Source organism: Cupriavidus sp. FW216-B1 (genome assembly GCF_058789195.1).
Genome location: NZ_JBYTEL010000017.1, coordinates 1 through 18,575, shown reverse-complemented (window position 1 = coordinate 18,575; position 18,575 = coordinate 1). Strand labels below are relative to the sequence as shown.

At 58.8% G+C, this 18,575-nt stretch carries 15 protein-coding genes; 3 read left to right on the top strand and 12 right to left on the bottom strand.

The window, feature by feature from the left end; all coding sequences use genetic code 11:
* Nucleotides 1–315 precede the first annotated feature (315 nt).
* The 3 genes from AC3WXD_RS26180 to AC3WXD_RS26170 all read left to right on the top strand — a co-directional run bounded on the left by AC3WXD_RS26180 (nucleotide 316) and on the right by AC3WXD_RS26170 (nucleotide 4,113).
* Nucleotides 316–1,020 carry a nucleotide-binding protein gene (locus AC3WXD_RS26180; protein ID WP_059414608.1) on the top strand — a complete coding sequence of 235 codons (705 nt, stop codon included), beginning with the start codon at nucleotides 316–318 and terminating at the stop codon, nucleotides 1,018–1,020.
* A complete protein-coding gene (locus AC3WXD_RS26175) occupies nucleotides 1,017–1,355 on the top strand; it encodes a stability/partitioning determinant (RefSeq protein WP_156174007.1) in 339 nt (112 codons plus the stop codon). The genes AC3WXD_RS26180 and AC3WXD_RS26175 overlap by 4 nt, the downstream gene beginning before the upstream one ends.
* 1,453 nt (nucleotides 1,356–2,808) lie before the next feature.
* Nucleotides 2,809–4,113 (top strand): replication initiation protein, encoded by a 1,305-nt coding sequence (locus tag AC3WXD_RS26170; protein WP_059414606.1) that lies wholly within the window; start codon nucleotides 2,809–2,811, stop codon nucleotides 4,111–4,113.
* Nucleotides 4,114–4,659: 546 nt separating this feature from the next.
* On the opposite strand, the gene AC3WXD_RS26165 is transcribed toward AC3WXD_RS26170, so the two are convergent.
* The 12 genes from AC3WXD_RS26165 to AC3WXD_RS26110 form a co-directional block, all read right to left on the bottom strand.
* Nucleotides 4,660–6,387 carry an ATP-dependent helicase gene (locus AC3WXD_RS26165; RefSeq protein ID WP_059414604.1) on the bottom strand — a complete coding sequence of 576 codons (1,728 nt, stop codon included), beginning with the start codon at nucleotides 6,385–6,387 and terminating at the stop codon, nucleotides 4,660–4,662.
* A 236-nt stretch (nucleotides 6,388–6,623) separates the two neighbouring features.
* Nucleotides 6,624–7,475: a hypothetical protein gene (locus tag AC3WXD_RS26160; RefSeq protein ID WP_059414602.1), complete on the bottom strand. Its 852-nt coding sequence runs from the start codon at nucleotides 7,473–7,475 to the stop codon at nucleotides 6,624–6,626.
* A gap of 61 nt (nucleotides 7,476–7,536) precedes the next feature.
* On the bottom strand, nucleotides 7,537–8,151 hold the full coding sequence (locus AC3WXD_RS26155; RefSeq protein ID WP_059414594.1) for an IncC plasmid conjugative DNA transfer DtrJ family protein: 615 nt from the start codon (nucleotides 8,149–8,151) through the stop codon (nucleotides 7,537–7,539).
* A 284-nt stretch (nucleotides 8,152–8,435) separates the two neighbouring features.
* On the bottom strand, nucleotides 8,436–8,942 hold the full coding sequence (locus tag AC3WXD_RS26150; RefSeq protein ID WP_059414658.1) for a hypothetical protein: 507 nt from the start codon (nucleotides 8,940–8,942) through the stop codon (nucleotides 8,436–8,438).
* A gap of 6 nt (nucleotides 8,943–8,948) precedes the next feature.
* Nucleotides 8,949–10,805, bottom strand: coding sequence for a conjugative transfer system coupling protein TraD (gene traD / locus AC3WXD_RS26145; RefSeq protein ID WP_059414589.1), 1,857 nt, complete (start codon nucleotides 10,803–10,805; stop codon nucleotides 8,949–8,951).
* On the bottom strand, nucleotides 10,805–12,052 hold the full coding sequence (locus tag AC3WXD_RS26140) for a TraI domain-containing protein (RefSeq protein ID WP_059414587.1): 1,248 nt from the start codon (nucleotides 12,050–12,052) through the stop codon (nucleotides 10,805–10,807). The genes traD and AC3WXD_RS26140 overlap by 1 nt, the downstream gene beginning before the upstream one ends.
* A 2-nt stretch (nucleotides 12,053–12,054) precedes the next feature.
* Entirely contained in the window at nucleotides 12,055–13,125 is a 1,071-nt protein-coding gene (locus tag AC3WXD_RS26135) for a type IV secretion system protein (protein ID WP_063923078.1), read from the bottom strand.
* Nucleotides 13,126–13,133: 8 nt separating this feature from the next.
* Nucleotides 13,134–13,895, bottom strand: a complete 762-nt coding sequence (locus tag AC3WXD_RS26130) for a TrbJ/VirB5 family protein (protein ID WP_059414585.1) — start codon at nucleotides 13,893–13,895, stop codon at nucleotides 13,134–13,136.
* Nucleotides 13,896–13,907: 12 nt separating this feature from the next.
* A complete protein-coding gene (locus tag AC3WXD_RS26125; RefSeq protein WP_059414583.1) occupies nucleotides 13,908–16,358 on the bottom strand; it encodes a VirB4 family type IV secretion system protein in 2,451 nt (816 codons plus the stop codon).
* The gene (locus AC3WXD_RS26120) at nucleotides 16,352–16,681 is read right to left on the bottom strand and encodes a VirB3 family type IV secretion system protein (RefSeq protein WP_059414581.1); all 330 of its coding nucleotides are present in this window, start codon (nucleotides 16,679–16,681) and stop codon (nucleotides 16,352–16,354) included. Before AC3WXD_RS26120 ends, AC3WXD_RS26125 begins: the two co-directional genes overlap by 7 nt.
* A 1-nt stretch (nucleotide 16,682) precedes the next feature.
* Entirely contained in the window at nucleotides 16,683–17,030 is a 348-nt protein-coding gene (locus tag AC3WXD_RS26115; RefSeq protein ID WP_059414579.1) for a hypothetical protein, read from the bottom strand.
* Between the two features lie 15 nt (nucleotides 17,031–17,045).
* Nucleotides 17,046–18,098, bottom strand: a complete 1,053-nt coding sequence (locus AC3WXD_RS26110; protein ID WP_059414576.1) for a TadA family conjugal transfer-associated ATPase — start codon at nucleotides 18,096–18,098, stop codon at nucleotides 17,046–17,048.
* Between the last annotated feature and the right edge of the window lie 477 nt (nucleotides 18,099–18,575).

The following is an 18,575-nucleotide window of genomic DNA, read 5'->3' as shown; positions in this document are numbered from 1 at the left end:
ACCAATTGAATGAAGCGGCCGGCATCACCAAAAAATGGTATCTCCTAGGTACCTATCAGGTACCATAATAAAGAAAAATATATATTTATCAATCAGTTACGAACTGCGAATGAGCAACCTTAGTAGCCATCAGATACCTAAAGCCTACCTCTTAGGTACTGTAGTGGCTACTAAGATAGCTACCGCGGTACCAAGATAGCTATCGGATACCCCTTGGATATCGGGTAGCTATCCGCTACTATGGATACCAATCAGATACCAGATTGCTTCTTTACCTGATAGCTACCAGCTAATGTAAGTAACTAAGGAACTTCGATGCCAACCATCGTGTTTGTTAGCCCTAAGGGCGGCGCAGGGAAAACCACCTCAGCGTTGGTTCTTGCCACGCAAATTGCGGAGCGGGGCCGGGACGTCACGGTTATCGACGCTGATCCGAATCATCCCGTCCAGACTTGGGCTAAAGGGGGTGCAGCACCGAAGACGATGAAAGTGGTGTCGGATGTCACGGAGGAAGACATTGCCGACAGAATCGATGAGGCATCGAAGGAGTCCACTTTCGTGATCGTTGACCTCGAGGGAACTGCAGCGACCATCGTAGCTCACGCTATTAGCGAGGCGGATTTCGTCGTAGTGCCAACCCAGGGTTCCCAGCTCGACGCGGAACAGGCCGGCCGGGCGTTTCGCCTCATTCGTGCTCACGAGCGCGGGATTCAGAAGCACAAACCTGACTATAAGCTCCCCTACGCGGTCCTCTTCACAAGAACCTCTGTTGCAATTCGAAGTCGTGACACGGCTCATATCCGTCAATCGTTCTCGGAGGCAGGAATTCCGATGTTCGTGACCGAGTTGAATGAACGGGCAGCGTTCAAGGCAATGTTCTCGTACCGGCAGTCGCTATCCGGGCTCAGCCGCTCGGAGGTCTCGAATGTAGATAAGGCGATCGAGAATGCCGAGGCATTTGCTGGCGAAGCTCTCCAATTCCTGCGCAAGGATCAACCTGACACAGCAAGGGTGGCGTGAACATGAGCAGAGCAAATCCTCTTGACGCAGCTCTCGAAGAATTCGAGCCCCAGCCGCGGGACGACAAGCCCCGTGCTGACCGCACAGCCATCGAGCAACTGGCCAAGGAAAACGGCTTCGTTAGTCGCGATGCGCGGAAGCTGGAAACGGCAGCCACAACACCGCCTGTCCGGCGCCAACGCCGCTTTACAACCGGCCGCAACATGCAAATCAACATCAAGGCCACAGCGGAGACGATTGCTCGCTTCAACGCACTGGCGGAAGCACTTAATCTCCCGGCTGGCGCACTACTTGAGCGTGCTGTCGAAGCAATGGAAGCTAAGCACAAAAGGTAGCTGATAGCTACTAGATACCAGACAAGAAGGGGGGCGTTGCCCCCTTCTTGTCTTTTTACCGCCGTGCACGTTCGAGTGCTGAACCCGCTCCTGGTAATTTCTAACTGACTAGGTGTTCAAGGCGAAAGTGGCTTGGCTTTCCGCGAGCTGCTCATATCAGCGGGGAGCGAGAACCTGGCCGAAGAGGCAGCGCTACCTCCAGTCGTCAGTGATGCTAGCCCGAACAGGACCGTAGCGCCGCTGCTTGACCTCGGGTCGCTAGCATGTGCTAGCGGTCGAGCACGCCGTCTCTGAGAGCTTATTGAGGCTCACTGACAGGCAAGGTAGGGGGTCCTATATTCCTTTCAGCAGCGGCCAGGTAGCGCACGAGCTAGCTCCTGGTGGTAGAGCCATCTCAGTAGATGTCGTGCTGACGTCGAGCTCTGAAGCTTGGGGCAGGGTGGGTGGATGTCTTGCAAAGAGACGCACGCTGGTTTAAGTGCTTTATTACACACTGTAAACCCTTTGGTAAACCTTTAGCCGCCCAAGATCCGCGCCCAGTAAGGGTTTCCGGGAGGTTAGGTGAACAGTAGTAGGGATATGGTGAACAGTGATGAGGCGAAAGGGTTGGGGATTTGGGGATATGGTGAACAGTGATGGGGCGAAAGGGCTGTGGATTTGGGGGAAGGGTGAACCATTTTGGGGAGGTGGCTGGCGCTCTGGCACGTGATCTGGAGGTGAAGAGATTTGGGGCGACCTTAGGGTGAAGCTTTTTGGGGAGGAGGATCCCCTCAAATTTCAGGCCCTCAGAGCGCTACGACCGATAGGTGAATAGTATTGGGGATGCGTTTAGGTGAAGGTATTTGGGGTCCCCGGAACCGCGGAGCTCGCCGAAAGCCAGTAATGACGCCATAGGTGAACAGTCTTGGGGGTGCCAAAGGTGAACGATTTTGGGGTGGCGATATGTGAGTGAGTACTTCACCTGCTGACCGCCATGAAGTGATGGTGAACAGGTTTGGGGACGTCGTAAGGTGAAAGGAAATGGGGAATAGCGAATCTAACCCTGGGTTATGAGTGCGCTAAATATCACTTTTATCATACCTTTGCTACCGAGGCCGATCTGACGCACGGACGCACGGCAGACGTCGCGGATTTATTCCCCGAAAGCTACCCAAAAACATTCACCTTTCGCGTCTCAGTCGCGCGGATGTGATCTATAGGGCCACAATTTCGCCAAAAGGCGAACAAATTTGGGTAGCTTTCGAAGCCTAGGTGAATGATTTTGGGGCAGGCATAGCTGAAGTCCCCCATGAGGTGACCGAGCTAAGTTCCGGATTCTTTGGGCAAAGCGAATCGAGACGGGATAGCAGTGATGGCAAGACTCTGGTCATGACGGGCTGCACCTGTGCCGAGCTTGATAGGTGAACGAATGAGGACTAAGATTTCACCAATCCATCGCCAACACCGGTCCTAGATGTCCAAACCAGCCACGGGTCAGAAAGGCGCGCAAATCGCGTTGTTCCAACAACCCGAAGTGCCAGAACCATTCAAGAAGGCCGTTCAGGCGATTCACTTGTCGCCAGTTGGCGGTGCACTGTCTCTACAGCAACGGCGTCTGTTCAATGCCCTGATTAAGAATGCGATCGAGCATCGGCTTGCCAAGAGCGACGGTGCAACGATCTTCCAGATATCGATTCCGGAGATGATGGCTGGCTTAGGCTTGACCACGAAGGACACAGGCTACATCAAGGAAACGGCAAAATCGCTCATGCGGACCGTGGTGGATTGGGACCAATTGAACAGCGACGGCACCGCCACCTGGACTGGTTCGACGCTTGTCGCCGGCGCGAAAATCACTGGGTCCCAGCTATCCTATTCGTTTGCACCGCAGATTTCCGAGGAACTCCTGAACCCCGAGCGGTTTGCGATGATCGACATGCGCATCGCGAAACTGTTCCGGCGTGCCCATTCCCTCGCTCTTTGGGAGAACACCGTCCGGTATGAACGGATTGGCGTGACTACCCGAATTCCACTGACCATCTTCCGAAATTTGATCCTGGGTCGCGAGGAGAGCGAGACGAAGTACAAAGAGTACAAAATCTTCAAGCGAGCCGTGCTCAACCCGTGCATCGAGGAGATCAATGCCGTTTCCGATCACCTCATCGAACTCGTTGAGCACAAGAATGGACGTTCGGTGATGGAGCTCCAGTTCAAGATCAAGCGAAAGGAGACGCCGCCGGAAGAAGACCAGCAGGATCTCGACTTGATTCAGGCTGTCGTGAAATTCGGCGTACCCCTTACCGAGGCCAAGAAGATGACCCGCACCTATGGTGCGGAACGAGTAAGGCAGGCCGTCGCTTACACCAGGGCACGCATTGGCAAGAAGAACGTCCCGTCGCTGGACAACGTGGCCGCGTATTTCCGGAAAGCGGTTACAGAAGACTGGGCCAAAGCAGCTTCACCAGTTGAAGAGACCCACGTCGACAAGAAGCCACCAAAGGCTGTAGGCGCAAGAACGCCTGCCGAAGCGAAAGATCAATACATCGCCGCACGCCTTCCAGATGCTCAGGCGTACTTTATGGAACTCTCGCCCGATGAGCAGAGCGCTCTCATAGGCCAGTACAACGAACAGTGTGCAGCTGCAGATCTGCGCCTGCCAGCGTCCAAGAAGCCCAGCAAACTTGCACAGTCCAGTTTCTTCCGCTGGCTTGCGGATCAGACGTGGGGCGAGCCCTCAGCGGACGATATCCTCGCATTCATCCTTGGTGGGAACGTCTAGAGTCCGTGAACCGCTACGCTCACTGAGACCTCTGTGCGTGGCGCCGCAGACCCTGGCCAGCCCAGTCCGTGCCCGCGCTGAAGGAGGGGTGGCGTGTTATGGCCGGTCCGTGGCGCAACAGACGAATAAACGCGAGTTCAACCTAGCGCAACTGTGCTGAGGGCGCCAGATCCGACGCGCTCATGCCAGTGCCGACCTTAGGGCAATTGTCCGGCAAGTACCGTTTCCCGCGATCGAAGCGACCCAGGGAGGCTCTGGTGTCTCGATTCCGGCGGACATCTTGAGACGAGGATGTTGGCGCGCAAGCCCCGGCCGGAGATGCCGAGGTCGAAGGAATGGCCAAGTGCGGGAGATTGCACGATGCGATCGCATCCAGTGCAGGCGCGCTTCACGCGACGATGTCTGATGGCACATAGCCGTCCGGCACCATTTCTTGTTGTTCGGAGACGTCTTTGCGCCACCACATGCCACGGCACGTGGCCTCCGCCGGCAGGTGAACGATGGCGCCCGCCGAGCGGTCGATCGGTGGAATATTCCACAGGCTCGCTATACTAGTCCCGCCTCAACTACGAATCGGGAAGTAGGGTTCTTCTTAGCAGTGCTGATCCTCAGCGAGTCCCGCGCGCGTGTCATCCCGACATAGCAAAGGCGACGCTCTTCCGATTCCGTGCTTCCGTCGTCAGGGATCACTGTCTCCTCGACCCGTATCAGCGCCACGTGCGCCCACTCGCGTCCTTTCGAGGCGTGCATTGTCGTGAGGACCAATGCGTCTGGCGCTGGTTCGTTGTTCTTCCGCCGCAGATATTCGAGTCGATCTGAAAACGGGCCATTGAGGTTCGACAGGACGTCATAGGTCGTGTTGATTGCCCGCTTGGCCTGGTCGGAAACGGCCCATTGCAGCATCCACTCTCGCACTCCATCGAGCACGAGAGAGTGGAATTCCCGGTCACAAAGCGATCTCCAGTCTGCCATCCGTTTCACGAAGTCCCGGTACTTCTTCGTCGACTCCTCGGACAGGCCCATGTCCAGAAGGTCCTTCTTCTTCGCAGACGCGCCATTCCAAGCCGATCCCAGCTTCTTGTGCAGCAGCATCAGCTCGTGACTTCCGATCCCGGCGTGGCTCAGTAGTGAATCGACGCCGGAGTCTGACGCCCTTTGGATGAGATTGAGCAGCGTGCCAAACAAGGCTGCCTCTGGCCGATCAAGGATCGACTTTCCCGCCGCCCTGAAATACTTGATGCCATGGGAGCGGCAGACGGCCTCAACCGGATCCAGAATGCGGTTGGTGCGCGCGAGCACGGCGGCGGTTGCGCCGTTTCGGAGCCACGGCGTGAGAGCCTCGACTGCGGCCACTGCCTCGTTGTACTCGTTATCACATCGCTCGAAGTGCACCGTTCCTCCGGGCCCGCGGTCCGCGACCAGGTCTTTCTGGATCCGATCCTTGTTGTTCCGAATGACCAGATCGGCGGCTGCCAGGATTTCCGCGCGAGAGCGGTAGTTCTTGCCCAGCACGACAGTCTTGGCGTCGAACTGATTGATGAACTGCTCCATACCGCGAAAGCCGAGCGCCGACCTGAACCCGTAGATGGATTGGTCGTCGTCGCCGACCACGGTCACGGTCGAGCCGGCATCGGCATGGGCGGCGGTCCATTGCGCCTGGAGGTCATCGCAGTCCTGATACTCATCTACAAGAAGGTGGGTAACAGCGTACGGATTCAGTGCTTTCCGGCGCATGCCGTCGACCGAGAGGCGAAGCATGTCCTGGAAGTCGATCTTTCCATTCCGCTCCAACGCTTCTTGGTAGGCCAAGTACAACTGCGAGTCGACCGTTCCTGGATCGGGGGCAGTGAGCACCGTCTTTAGCCGCTCGATCGCGGCAAGGGCATCCTCCACCTTCCAGCCGATGCCCGTGTCCTGAAGTACCTGGGTCAGGATCGCGAGGCGGTGGCCACTGCTTGCTATCTCAATTCGGCTTGCCGATGCACGATGCAACTGCTTGTAGGCAAGCGAGTGGAAGGTGCCCGCGAGTAGGCGCTTTTTTGCCGAGGGCACGGCAAGGGCCAGGATCCGGTCGCGCAGTTCAATGGCCGCATCCCGACTGAAAGTCACGGCACCCACTGTTACCTCTGGGTCGGCGAGAAGTGTTGCGGCCTTGGCTGCTATGGTCGCTGTCTTCCCAGCCCCAGGCACGGCTACCGCGACGCAGTGCCGACGAAGCTCCACGACTTCGCGCTGGGCGGGATTGAGGCCCGCCAACACATCATCAAGCGCCATGTATAGGGTCTCGTTTGGATTCTTGGGCACGTCCCGGCGTGCCAGTAAGTGCCAGATGCACCGCGCATCGCAGACAAAGGAGCACCATCGCGAACTTGGTGCCAGTAACTGCCACTAAGTGGCAGCGACGAGGACCGGGGAAACGCCGTGCGATGCCACTTGATGCCACATGTTCTCTCCCCGTGGCACATGACCAGTCCACGGCCTCGTCGCTGCCATACTTTCAGCCCGGATCGTCAGGCGCCCCGCACCGTGGTCATCAGCTTGAGGTGCGTGGTGTAGCTGCGCAGGCCGAGCGGCTGGAACTTGCGCAGGAAGCGGGTCACTTCCTCGTTCACATCAGACTGATCGCGAATCCCGTTCCACACCATGAAGTCGAATTGGTCCATCGCCTTGTCGAACTTGGTCAGGATCTGCAGTGTGCGCACTGCGAAGCGCGAGTACGCCTGCACCTCCAGATCGATCGACGGCCGGGTAATCGTCGGTTCGAAGATGATGTCGCTCTTCGCCGCCATCTCCTGCTGGCGCTGAGTCCTGTATCCCGTCGCTACACGAAGCACTTCGTCAACGTATTCTTCCAGCTTGGTCACCTCACGTTCGAGGAACGTCTCGAGCGTCGAGAGTTCCGTGCGAGAAAATGTGCTCTGACCGAAGCGTTGCAGGTTCAGGCTCATCCGGTTCATGTATGGCCACCATTGCTCAAACAACGGGCGCAGGCGCGTGTGGTTCAGCCGGAGGCCGACCACGACAACCGACGCGCCTGCCAGCTCGCGCGTGAGGATCTGCAGGCCAAGCTCACGGCGCCGCCGAACGATTGCCTGACGGTCCTCCGGCGAGAGCTCCCGGAACATCTTGCGGGTGCTCTCGACCGCGGCCATCTTCCGCTCCAGATCGGCCGAGGAGATCAACCCCTCTTTGCGCAGGGCATCCGCCGACTGTTCCATTTCGAGCAGCTCGGCATCGACGTCCAGCGTCTCCGACGCCGGACGCATGTCCGTGGCGCCCGCCAACGCATCGGTGTCGGGGGCGGCGGGGAGCGCAAGCTCTTCACGCTCAACGGTGTTCGCCAATTCGGTTGTTGCAGTCATGGTGTATCTCCCAAAGGTGGCAGGGGGTGCCCGAAAATCAGAAATGGTGTTGGCTGGCGCACTATCGACCGACGTGAAACGAGGAAGCCAGGCGCCAGCAGAGGAAGCCGGCCACGCCGACCGCACCGTTCCACCAGTAGGCGAGCAGCGGCACGGGGACAAACATGGCCGAGGACGTGATGCCGAAGCAAAGCAACAATCCGTGCGCCGCGACGTGGAATGAGACCGGGTTGGCGAAGCCGGCCGAGGCAGCTTTGATTCTTCTGGCCACAGCGCCGTCATTGAGCAGGGCAGCGAGGAAAACCAGCGAACCAAAGAGCCAGTAACCGGCAACTGAAGCCCGATAGACGCCTCGGTACACTGACAGCCATAGATGCCGGACCCACCTGCGCCCGATGTCAGCAGCCCCGCCGTCCGAAAACTGAGTGCGCACGTCGGAGCCGGAGAACGAAAACTTCATCGCTCCCGATTGCACGAACCAACGGTCGAATCGATCGTTGGCTGCCTTAGTCGCCTGGTCTGCGCGATGCTCACCCAACGCTTCTGCGACCGATTCCTGCTCGGTTGCTCCTATTTCGAACACGCTGTCGTCCCGAAGCATCGGCGCGGCTACGCAGAGCACGAGTGGGGTGGCCAGCAACCAGAGGCGGATGTGAGATGCGAATTTGCTCGCCATGTCAGAGCACCCACCGAAGAGCGATCAAGATGGGAAGACAGAAGGTCGCAATAATGGCACCGTAGAACGTTCCGGGGCGGTCGGAGGCGATGCGGAGCAACGCAAAGCAGGGCGCGGCCCCGCCGGCAACGAAGTGGTCCGGCGTGGAACCAAGTGGCTCGCCCTCCTCACGGTGCATCCGAATCCACGTGGCCATCGACGCGGCCAGTGCGCGATCGACGCCGGTGACGCGCGCGGCTATCGCGATGGGCAACCCGTCGACTCGGGCTCGCAGAGCCATCGCCTTAGTGTGCAAAGTCGCGAGCGACATCGTAGGCCTCGAAGTAGCGACAGAAGGAATGCCCGGTCAGGACGCGCGCCGCGAGCTGAAATGCGGCACTACGTTGAGTGACCGTGCCTGGCACGGGTTCATTCACCACCTGGCAGACATAGCCGGGTGCCTGGCGTTGTTCGAAGGCGGGGATCGGTTCGTTGAATGGATACCAGACGGTGTACTTCTCTCCCTTGAACGCCGCGTAGCGCATCGTGTAGAGATCGTGGGAACGGCCAAAAAGCCCCTTCATGAATGCAACATTGGCATCCCCATGCTTCCGCGCGGCCCGCCACGCCGTAATTGCGTCAACGAGCATTTCCTTGACCAGCGGCTCCTCGCGAACACGGAAGTTCACCCCAATGTAATCGACAACCCGCGTGCAAGCGTCGTCCAGATCGGGCGAAAGGTTGAAGACCGGCGACAGCTTTGCCGAGAGCTTGTACTCCCTGGCGATTTGTCGGAAAAGACTGACGGACATTGACAATTAACCTTGGATGATAGGAATGCGACCCTGGTGGACAGAGCCACCGGAGATGCGCAGAAAGTACTGCAGATTCGGCAGCATCGTGATGAGCTCCTTCGGGACCAACTGAACCTTCTCGAGCTGTGAGGACCGCGAAACTGATCCGCTGAACTCACCAACGTGAGCCTCGGTGCCAGTGCTGGTGCTGCTAGAGGTGACCAGGTTGCGGATCGCTGTTTCACCGAACTTGTCGGAGATCCACTCTGCCGTGTCGGTGTCTTCCAAGCGTAAGACGATTTGGTTATTGAGATTCGCTAAAACCTGCATCATTTTGGCCACGTTTCCGAGCTTGGATGTGACATCGGAACGGCTTTGGAAGGCGGCGAACACATTGAAGCCTGCACCGCGGCCCTTGTTCAGGATCTGGATCGTCTGTTCGTTGATAGCCTCGGCAATCTCATCGATCATCAGAACCACCTTGGGCGGCTTCTTGTAGAAGTTGTAGATCGCACCCGCCACGGACGCGACATCGGCGAGAATCATCGACATGATGGCCTGAGCGACCATCGAGTTCGCGAGCGAGTCGGCGCCAACGTAAAGGACCGCCTTTTGCTTGATCACCTTGTCGATATCCCAGATCTCACGGTCATCCTCAAAGTCATCAGCCTTGGGCGCCAGCATCAGGCCGGTTTCACCAGTCGCAAGCATCTGCAGCAAGGGCAGGACGGAGGCAATGATCCGGCCGTAGTGGTCTCGATCATGCTGATAGGTGGACACTAGCCCGTCAATGGACTCGTGACCGCGGCCGGCGTTGGCGAACCGCTCAACATACATTTGCACCATTGCGTCGAGCAGGGTACCGCCGGCTCGCTGCCCCACCTTTTGCATGAAGCCATTGGCCTCGTCCTCCCAATCGGCCATCCCGGCCTCAGGGAAGAATCGGCGCAAGCCTCTATCGAGTAGCGCGTTGACGCCGCCCTGCGCATAGCGAAGAATCGAGCGGAGGTTAGGCTTGTCACCCACGTAAAGCTCGCCCTTCACGCTGCGATCCATGAACAAGAACGCAAATTGCCGGAAAGGGCCTTCTTCCATCAACTGCGCGACGCGGCTCGGGATCTCGGACGGTTGCGACCAGTTTTCAAGCGGATTGAGCCGGATCGACTTGGAGGGCTCGGCCTGTTTCCAATAGAGGAACTTGCGACCGACGCGCTCGCATTCGCGCTTCACCCTAGCAATCCATTCCGCATCCGACTTCGGGTCGATGATCACCAGAACGTCGTCAGGGCTGTGAATCACCTGCGTGGAAATGATCTCGAACGTCCGGGTCTTACCCGCGCCGGTCGTGCCAGCAACCAGCGTATGGCCGGGCATGGCCTTGTAGTGAAACGGGACAATTGCCTTCACCGGTTCCATCCCGTGGATCCAAGATTTGCCCTGTGGCAGACGATCGCGAATTGCGTTTCTGGGGGCGAAGACCTGTTCGACACGTGCAGCCACGGCATGGGGAAGCCACCTGGGCAGGCCGGGAATCTCCGTCGACGGCATCCGGAGAACGTCGTACGCGATCTGGCAATGCTTCTGTGTCCATTCGAAGCCCAAACCAAGGTACATCGAATCGATGTCCTCTTTCATTCGGTTGCTGGTGCCGATCAGCTCGCTAATGTGAATGAGGGACAACCACTTCGTTGAGATGGCCATGCGAAATTTCAGCGCAGCCCATACTTGTGCCGAGCGTGCCGTGAGAACCACCGCGCAGAACAGCGCGAAGTACGCGGCGTGCGGCATTCCCGAGAACGGCAGCAGGACCAGGGCCAGCGCCCAGCCGACCGCAGCGCGGAACTCGAAGATCGGGCGGAAGTGACTTACGTAGTGGTCCATCACTGCAGCTCATTAGACGAGGCCGGGCGGGGGGCGATGAGGCTGCCGACCTTGTCGACCAGAAGAATGTCTTGACCGACCTGTTTGAAGAGAAGCTGCTGCTTGCGTAGGTTGTCCAGGAGAGTCTCGGAGGCGATGCCATAGTTGCTGAGCACGCGCTTCGGAATGGCCAGGCGATTGTCCACCCAGGCGACCTTCACTTTGCCGGCGGTGACGTCCTGTGAGAGCGCCCGGAAGAAGTCGCGCATCAGGTTCGACGGTGTCGTGAGTACCGCGGAGAACGGATCGCCGGCGACCTCCTTACGCACGGTGCGCTCACCATCGAGACGCAGCACGCTTGGGCGCTCCGTCTCCGGCAACGTGCTTGTTGCGCCGTTCTCTTGAGGCCGGCCTTGGCCGCCGGCGGGGGCATCGGTCTGGCCAGGCGGATCGCTGGCGGGCGGGGCGACCTCCTTGGTCGCCGGGGCGACTGGTAGAGAAGGCGCAACAGGCGCCACCCCGGTCGACACGATGCCGCTCGCAGAGAGCAAGGCGGCACTCGGCGCCGCCGTCGTATCAGGAGAAAAGGCCGCACGACGCGCCTTGATTTCGAACTGCGTCACTGCGTCGATCGCTTGGCGAGCGACCTTGTGCAGAAGCGTCTCGAGTCCGGTCGGGCGGGGATCTGGGTTAATCGAACCCAGCAGATCCGACATCACAACGCTGTCAAACTGCTCGAGCCGCTCTGCGCCAAGAATATCGCGAGCGAGTAGGGCGGTACGCATGCGCTGAACCGGCTCCGCCGATTCGCGCCGCACCACACGATAGGTGTCCTGTCCGAGCCACGGCCCGAACGCGCCGTGAAACACCGGCACCCATTCCGCGTTGTCCCGATTACGGAAGAACTGGAAGTTGCGGTACGGCTCGTCCAAGCGGGAGCAACATGCTGCGAGGAACAGTGCGTGGAGGTACTGCGGTTCAAGTGCGCGCCGGCGTTCGGACGGTTGATCGGCCCCAAACTTTTGCCCACCGGAAAGACGCATCGCAAAGTAGGCAGCCTCGACCGACGCGCGAAAGGCGCCGCCCGGCTCGGCGTGCTGATCGGGCCGCAACGGCATGGAGGAGAACCAAGCTGCGCAGCACCTCAGTACGGAGAGCCATCGTCGATCGAAGTCCGCTGGATCGGCTTCGTTCGCATACTGGCATACCAGCGTGATGCGATCACGGTGTTGTTCAAGCATTGATGATGGATCGGCCGCGGTGTGCATGCTTATCCTTTGGCGAGCTTTTTGCCCGCCGCCCAGGCACCTCTGCCCGCTCCGCTCGCCATTTTCATGATTGCCGAGCCGCTAAAGCCGCCACCACCGCCCCAGATGGAGCCGGCGATTTTCGGGATCTCAAAGGAGAGGAACAGCAAGAAGAGCGAGATAATCAATGCGTAGACTGCACCGGCAATCGATTGGTTACCGATGTTGTTGAGGTCGACGATAGAGGCTTCGAACGAGGCGGAAACCAGCCGGGTCATGATGTTGGCGACGACGACATACATCGATCCAGTGATCATGTAGTCCAACCAGGAAGAGAAGAACCGCCGGGTGTAGTCCGAGAATCCAAGCGCAACAGCGATCTGTCCCAGAACAATCCCAATGGCAACTTGAATCTCGCCGAGTGCGGTAAAGAACGTGTAGACCACCGACGTTACCGCGCACACCACGAAGGCGAGCATCATCACGAAGAAGGAAAGCGCGACACCAATTTTCTGGTACCAACTTGCTGCATCCATCGCTTTTTGAAACGCGTCCAGGAAGCCGCCGGCAGCCGAGGCAAGAACGAGTCCGGGGTTGGAGGAATTTGTACCGGCTATCTTGTCCGCAAGGAATTGAAACCAGGAAAGAATCCCGGGTCCAAACTGGTCATAGCCGACGTAGATGGCCGCGAAGATGCCGAGAAGCAGTATCGTCTCCAGAAAGCTTGTCCACGCCGCGACCGGATCACTGGTTGCGGCGAATCGCAATGACGCTAACGTGAGCGTGATGATCCCGAGGCCAAAAGCGAGCTTATCCGCTTCGTCTTTCAGGGAGTGGCTGATGGCGACCGCGGCGGTGATGATGCTTGTCTGGACGGACCGAAATTGGGCGAGTGCCTTCTCGATCGCCTCCCCCACCGCACCTTTGGGGCCGCCCAATGCAATACCACCGCTTTCGTTGGAGGGCGGCGCTGGCGAGCTCACGCCCGTCGTCGGAGAGTCGCCCGACGCCTGAGCTAGCGCGGGCCGTACGATCACGAGAGACACAAGGAGCGCCGAGAAGATGCCGGCCAGCAGGTATCGAAAGACTCTCACCGGGATCCTTATTGGTTTCGATAATCGCGGGTGTAGACCGTGCTGCGGATCTGCTGCAATTGCCTGTCCTGTTCCGCGACGATCCCCTTCATTGCCTCTGTCTTTTCGGTTGCCTCCGCATTGGCCTGTTGTTCCTTTGCAGCGTCCGCCTGCGCTCTCGTACTCATGAGCCGCAGGACATCTGAGTTTTGACTCGCCAGGACGTCGAGCATCTGGTTGGTGGTCTGCGCCGTAGCTTGGGCCGTAGGGGTCAGATTGGTCTTCTCCTGAATCTGCTTCCGGCGCTTTGCGAGGGCTTCAGTATTAGAAAAAACCTTGGAGCCCAGATTGAAGAGGTTCTTCGCCGTCTTGTCGCCACTCGCCAGAAGCGACGCTTGATCCTGAAACCACTGAGAAGATGTCTTGCCTGAGGAACTGACCATGCTTTGGACACGGTGCAGATAATCGGCGCTGTCAGACACGCCGCCGTACAGGTCCTTCAGGGCAGCGCCATAGGTCTGCAGGTCGTTGATGTTGTCGGAGATCGACGACGTTTGCTCCGTGAGCGCGTCCGCGTCCAGGCCTGTGGCCTGAAGCAGCTGGTTGGCCATCATCTTGTACTGGTAGATGATGTTCGTGTTCTCGTAGACTTCAGTCTTCACCGACTGAAGGGCGGAGACCGTCGTCTGGGCCAGGTTGGCCACGTCGATCACCGGGAGGCCGGTGGCATTCGCACCGGTTGACGCGGCAATGCTTGCCGCAAGAGTGGCCTTGGCAATCAATTTCTGCATGTTCAGTTCTCCTCAGGCGGAACGCGCGAGCATCTCGCGCACATAGCGGTCTTGCCAATCGGGGGCACCCGTGGCGATGTGTTGGTCGAGAATGTGCTGTGCAACGCCGTCCGAGCGAAGCATCGCTACCATTTCGTCGGAGAACGTGCTCTGCAACATGCGGGTCTGAGAGCGCGTGATCCAAAGGTAGTCCCGATTGGGGACCGCGTCGTTGATCAGCTGGATCTGGTCATCGGTCAGGCCAAACTTGTCCTTGTAGAGACCTTTGCTGGTGTTGGCCTGGTTGTTGGGCAGATAGACCAGATTGCCGATGTTGTCCTTCAGAATTTCAAAGTCTGGAACACGCTCGAGCTGGCGCAGAGACTGCGTTGCCATCCAGATCGCGCCGTTAAGTTTCCGGATCGTGGTGATCCAGATATCGAGACGGCGGTAGAAGCGCGCGTACTGGAAGAAGAACCCAGCCTCTTCCAGCTCGATAATCGTGTACCGGCGCCCATCCATGGACTGGCTGATCCGGTGGAAGGCGTAGTCGACGAAGAGCGCCGCCGCGCGGGGGTACTTCTCGAACAGGTCCCCCATCTCGATCGACAGGTTGTCGCTGACCTCGAACGCGTCATCAGCATGGTCGAAGAAGTTGCCGTACTGACCGCCCTTCAGCCACACCTGCAGGCGCTCACGCAACGTGTCGTGAAGCAACGTCGCAAGAAAGCTGAGCATCCAGCGTTCCCGCGGATAGGTTGCCAGGATCTTCACCGCCTCAAATACATCGGAGGACTGCTGTGGCGTGAGGGAAAAATCATCGTCTTCGAGCGCGAGCGTTACCCATTCGCTGACGTAGGTGAAATTCTTTGGGTCACCCAGGAGAGACAGCGGGTTGATCGGTGTTGAGCTCTGAAACTTGCCCGTCACATCGATGAATTTGCCGCCACTCAGCAACGTCGGAATGCGGGTGGAGCGATCTTTGTCGAAGCGAATGCGGCGCGCGTCATGACGCCCGGCTTGGGACACAAGGAAGTTGAGGAATACGGACTTGCCCGCACCGATTGGCCCGATCACGAAGAGGTGCCCGTTGCCGCCTGGCTGGTGCAAGTCGACGCGCTGCGCCGTGCGATGTCGGGTAGGCAGGCAGGTCAGCGGAGGTACTTCCTTGCCGGCCAATCCCGACAGCCAATGATTCTGCAGTGGCCCGGGCTGGATGGAGCGAACCGGCGCGATATCGGAGATGGCTGGAGTTTCGACAAACTGCAGCCGACGTTGTTTGTCCCAGCGACCCGGCAAGGTGCTGTTCCACGCTGGCATCAAGTTCGTCTTTTCCCGGATCGATCCGAAGCCCGCGTTGGTCAGCGCACCGACCACCTCGCTCGCAGCATCTTCGCACTCGGACTCGCTATGGCCATAGACGATGATCGAGATATTGGCGAAGCCGTGTTGAACATTCGCGGCTGCTAGGCGCTTAAGCGCGACGCCAGCCTCCTTGGCAAGCTCGATCCGACCTTCATCGTTCTCCGGCTCCTCCTTGGCAAAATATTGCTTGAGAATGCCTCGGACGTTGAAGGACGCCATCTTGTAGAATCGACGGACCTTCTCGATGTACGCGGTTGCACGAGCTGTGTCCAGAAACCGAAACATAATGCAGATATCGAGCTCAGCATCGATCTGCATGAGACTGTCTAGAGCGGCCTCCTGGAAGCTCATCCATTCCTTGACGGAGATGATCGCTCCGTAGCGCTTCCCGTGAGCGGATTCGAACAGCAGTCGCTCGGATCCTGATGCCACCTCGGATTCGGTCAGGTGCGTGTCGAGTAGCGTTACCGGATATCGGATCCGGCGGGGCGGCACGCTCGGATTGGCAGTCTGATGCAACGACGCATAACTGTCCTGCATGACCGTCCGCTTCATTCGTAGCCGAGGTACGCCACCGACAAAAGCGTCGAGGATCGACTCGAATCGCTTCACTTCAGTTGCAGCACGTTCGAGATCGAATGCGAACGCGCTGCGAGCGAACAGGGTATCCTTCGTGGCCTCGAAAATTGCGGCATAGATGCTCTTGCCGCCGGTGGTCATGTGGAAGCCGACCTTGTCGAAGAACTTGGCGATGCCGGTTTCCGGCGTATAGGCCAGCGCCAGGGAATGGGTATTCCGGAAGTATTTGCCGGTGGTCATGTGCGCGCGGTTCAGTGCGTCGAGGCGCGCATCGGCGCCTTCGGAGAACTCGCCGCCCACGTAGTCTTTGGCACGCCGGTGTCGAAGCCGCCACCATGCAGTGATCCGATGGTCGAAGCTCTTACACGCCTGGTCGAGTTGATCGCGTGCGGAACTGATATCGCCTGCGTTCGGCGAGTCAGCATCGACCCCCTCAAAATCGTAGGTAGCGAGCAGCGAGCCGTCCTTGTTCAGGATCAGCTCAGGCGTGATCGAGGTCAGCCACGGCACGATCTCATACAGCGGGCGTCGCTTCAGCATGGCAGGTCGCTGTCAAAGCCGTAGGGCCGGCGGAACAGGGAGTGCAACTTGCCATGCCACGGCGTCGATTCATACAGATCGCCATACTGGTTGTAGACGTTGAGCACCTGATTCCACCAAGGGTCGCGTGATGTGAGCCAGGCGAGCAGCCAGTGGGAGAACATGCCGAGCACAACGAAGGCCGTCGGAATCTTCCAGCCGCTTCGGAAGGTGATGTACACCAGCAGCGCAACGATCAGCCAATTCGCGAGGGCCAGGCTCCGAACTGCTCCCCCAATCTGCCGTGGGCGGGAGAGCCCAATGCTGACATGGTGCTCGCGCATGCTAGAACCCCGTGCAGGCGGCACCAATGCCGAACTGCTTCATGATCGACGGCGCCGCAGCCGCGAGGCCGACACCCATGATCAGGACCGACAGAACCTTTATCAGCGTGGATTCGGAGGCAGCGTAAGAAATAAAACCGAAGACCAAGAGGACGAGACCGCCAACGAATAGGTACTTCGTGTTGATAAACGTCGCAAGACCGCAGACGAAGATCCCGAGATTCGAGAAGGCGGCAATCTCTTGGGCGAAAGCGGGGGGAGCGACGGTGAGAAGCGCGGCCAGCAATACGACCGGGGCGGTGTATTCGCGAACGATCGGTGCAGTGCGGTGGAAGGTGCGATTCAGCATGATTTGGTTTCGTGGTCAAAAAACGCGTTGGAGGTCATATCCGTTCTTGCGCGCTCCCTTGATCTCGACGATCTCGGAAACGTGTCTGGTCTCTCCCGTGCGGCGCATGTGCACCACATAGTTGAAACTCTCGGCGATCAGCTTCCGCATGTCGTCGAGTTCCCAGCGGGAGCCTTGGGGGATGCCGAGCATGGCCAAGCTTTCCAGCCGGGCCAGCGCCGCAGGCGCGCTGTTGGCGTGAAGGGACGCCATACCGCCGTCATGTCCGGTATTGAGGGCCTGAAGCAGGTCGAACGCTTCTCCACCGCGGACTTCGCCCACGAGAATCCGGTCAGGCCGAAAGCGCAAGCTCAGCGCGACGAGTTGCTGCGTCGTGACATTCTTGTCGGTGTTCGAAAGCAGCCGGACCGTGTTCGGTACTTGCGGCTTGAGTTCCATCGTGTCTTCGATTGTCACGACCCGCTCGGATGGCGGGATCACTTCGACGAGTGCGTTCAGGAAGGTGGTCTTCCCGGATGAAGTACCGCCGGCGACCAGAACGCTTTTCCGGCGAACTACCAACTGTGTCAGAGCGTCCGCCAACGCTTCGTCTTCGACGACTCCGTTGAAGATAGGCCGATCGGCCTCGGCGCTTCGGGCGTGGCGCAACGAGAAGGCGCCGGCTTGTGCGTAGTCGGCGAGGCTCAGCTTTGTATCCCGATGCCGCCGGATACTCAGCGCGTGGCCGTCGATCGCAGTCGGCTGCATGACCGCGGCGATACGCAAGCCCTTGTGGCCAGCGTTGATGATCCCCTGGGACGTGCCGCGGACGGCGGACTTCTGCACTGACGAGGCCAGGGCGCGCACTGCGCCTTCGACCTTGGCTGGTTCGAGTTCGATATCCAGCCGGAGCAGCTCGCCTCGTCGCTCAATCCATACGCTGCGGTGGTTGTTGATCATGATCTCGGCGACGTCGGGCGCCTCGAAGTGCGGGCGAATGGGAGACAGCGACTCGAAGAACATCGCGACGGCGCTCTCTTCGAGTTGACTCAACTGCAGGAAAGGGTGGTTGGCGGCTACTGGATCCATGCCCGCTATTGTTGGCGGGCTTGATCGCCGCGTGTGGAGCGAAAGCTATGCGATCTTCGTGAGCATTCGGCAAAAATGCGAATGCGCTTTCGCTGTTCCGTTCGACGCCAATATCACGATATTGAGTTGATCTCGGAAAGGCGCACTCAAAATGCCAGCTTTCGGTCAAAAACCCGTTCTTGGCCACGAGACGCCATAGAGAGAGGGTCGAAGAGGTCTTCGCCAGGTAGTCGAACGAGTCGAGGTCAGCGGCCCGAGGGGCGGGCGATGCGCGAGGACCTCATCGAAGGCAGATAGGCGATTTAAAGCGGAATGCTCTCGAAAATCGCATAGCTTTCGACCCTCTGCGTTGGGGCTTTCGCTGTTTCAATTGGCGGCATCCAAGAGGAAGTCGCCGGGCGTCAATAACCCCTCCCTGAAGGGAGGGGCTTGAGGGAGCAATCCCGAGAGCCCGAGATTGACCAGGGCAAGCGGTAA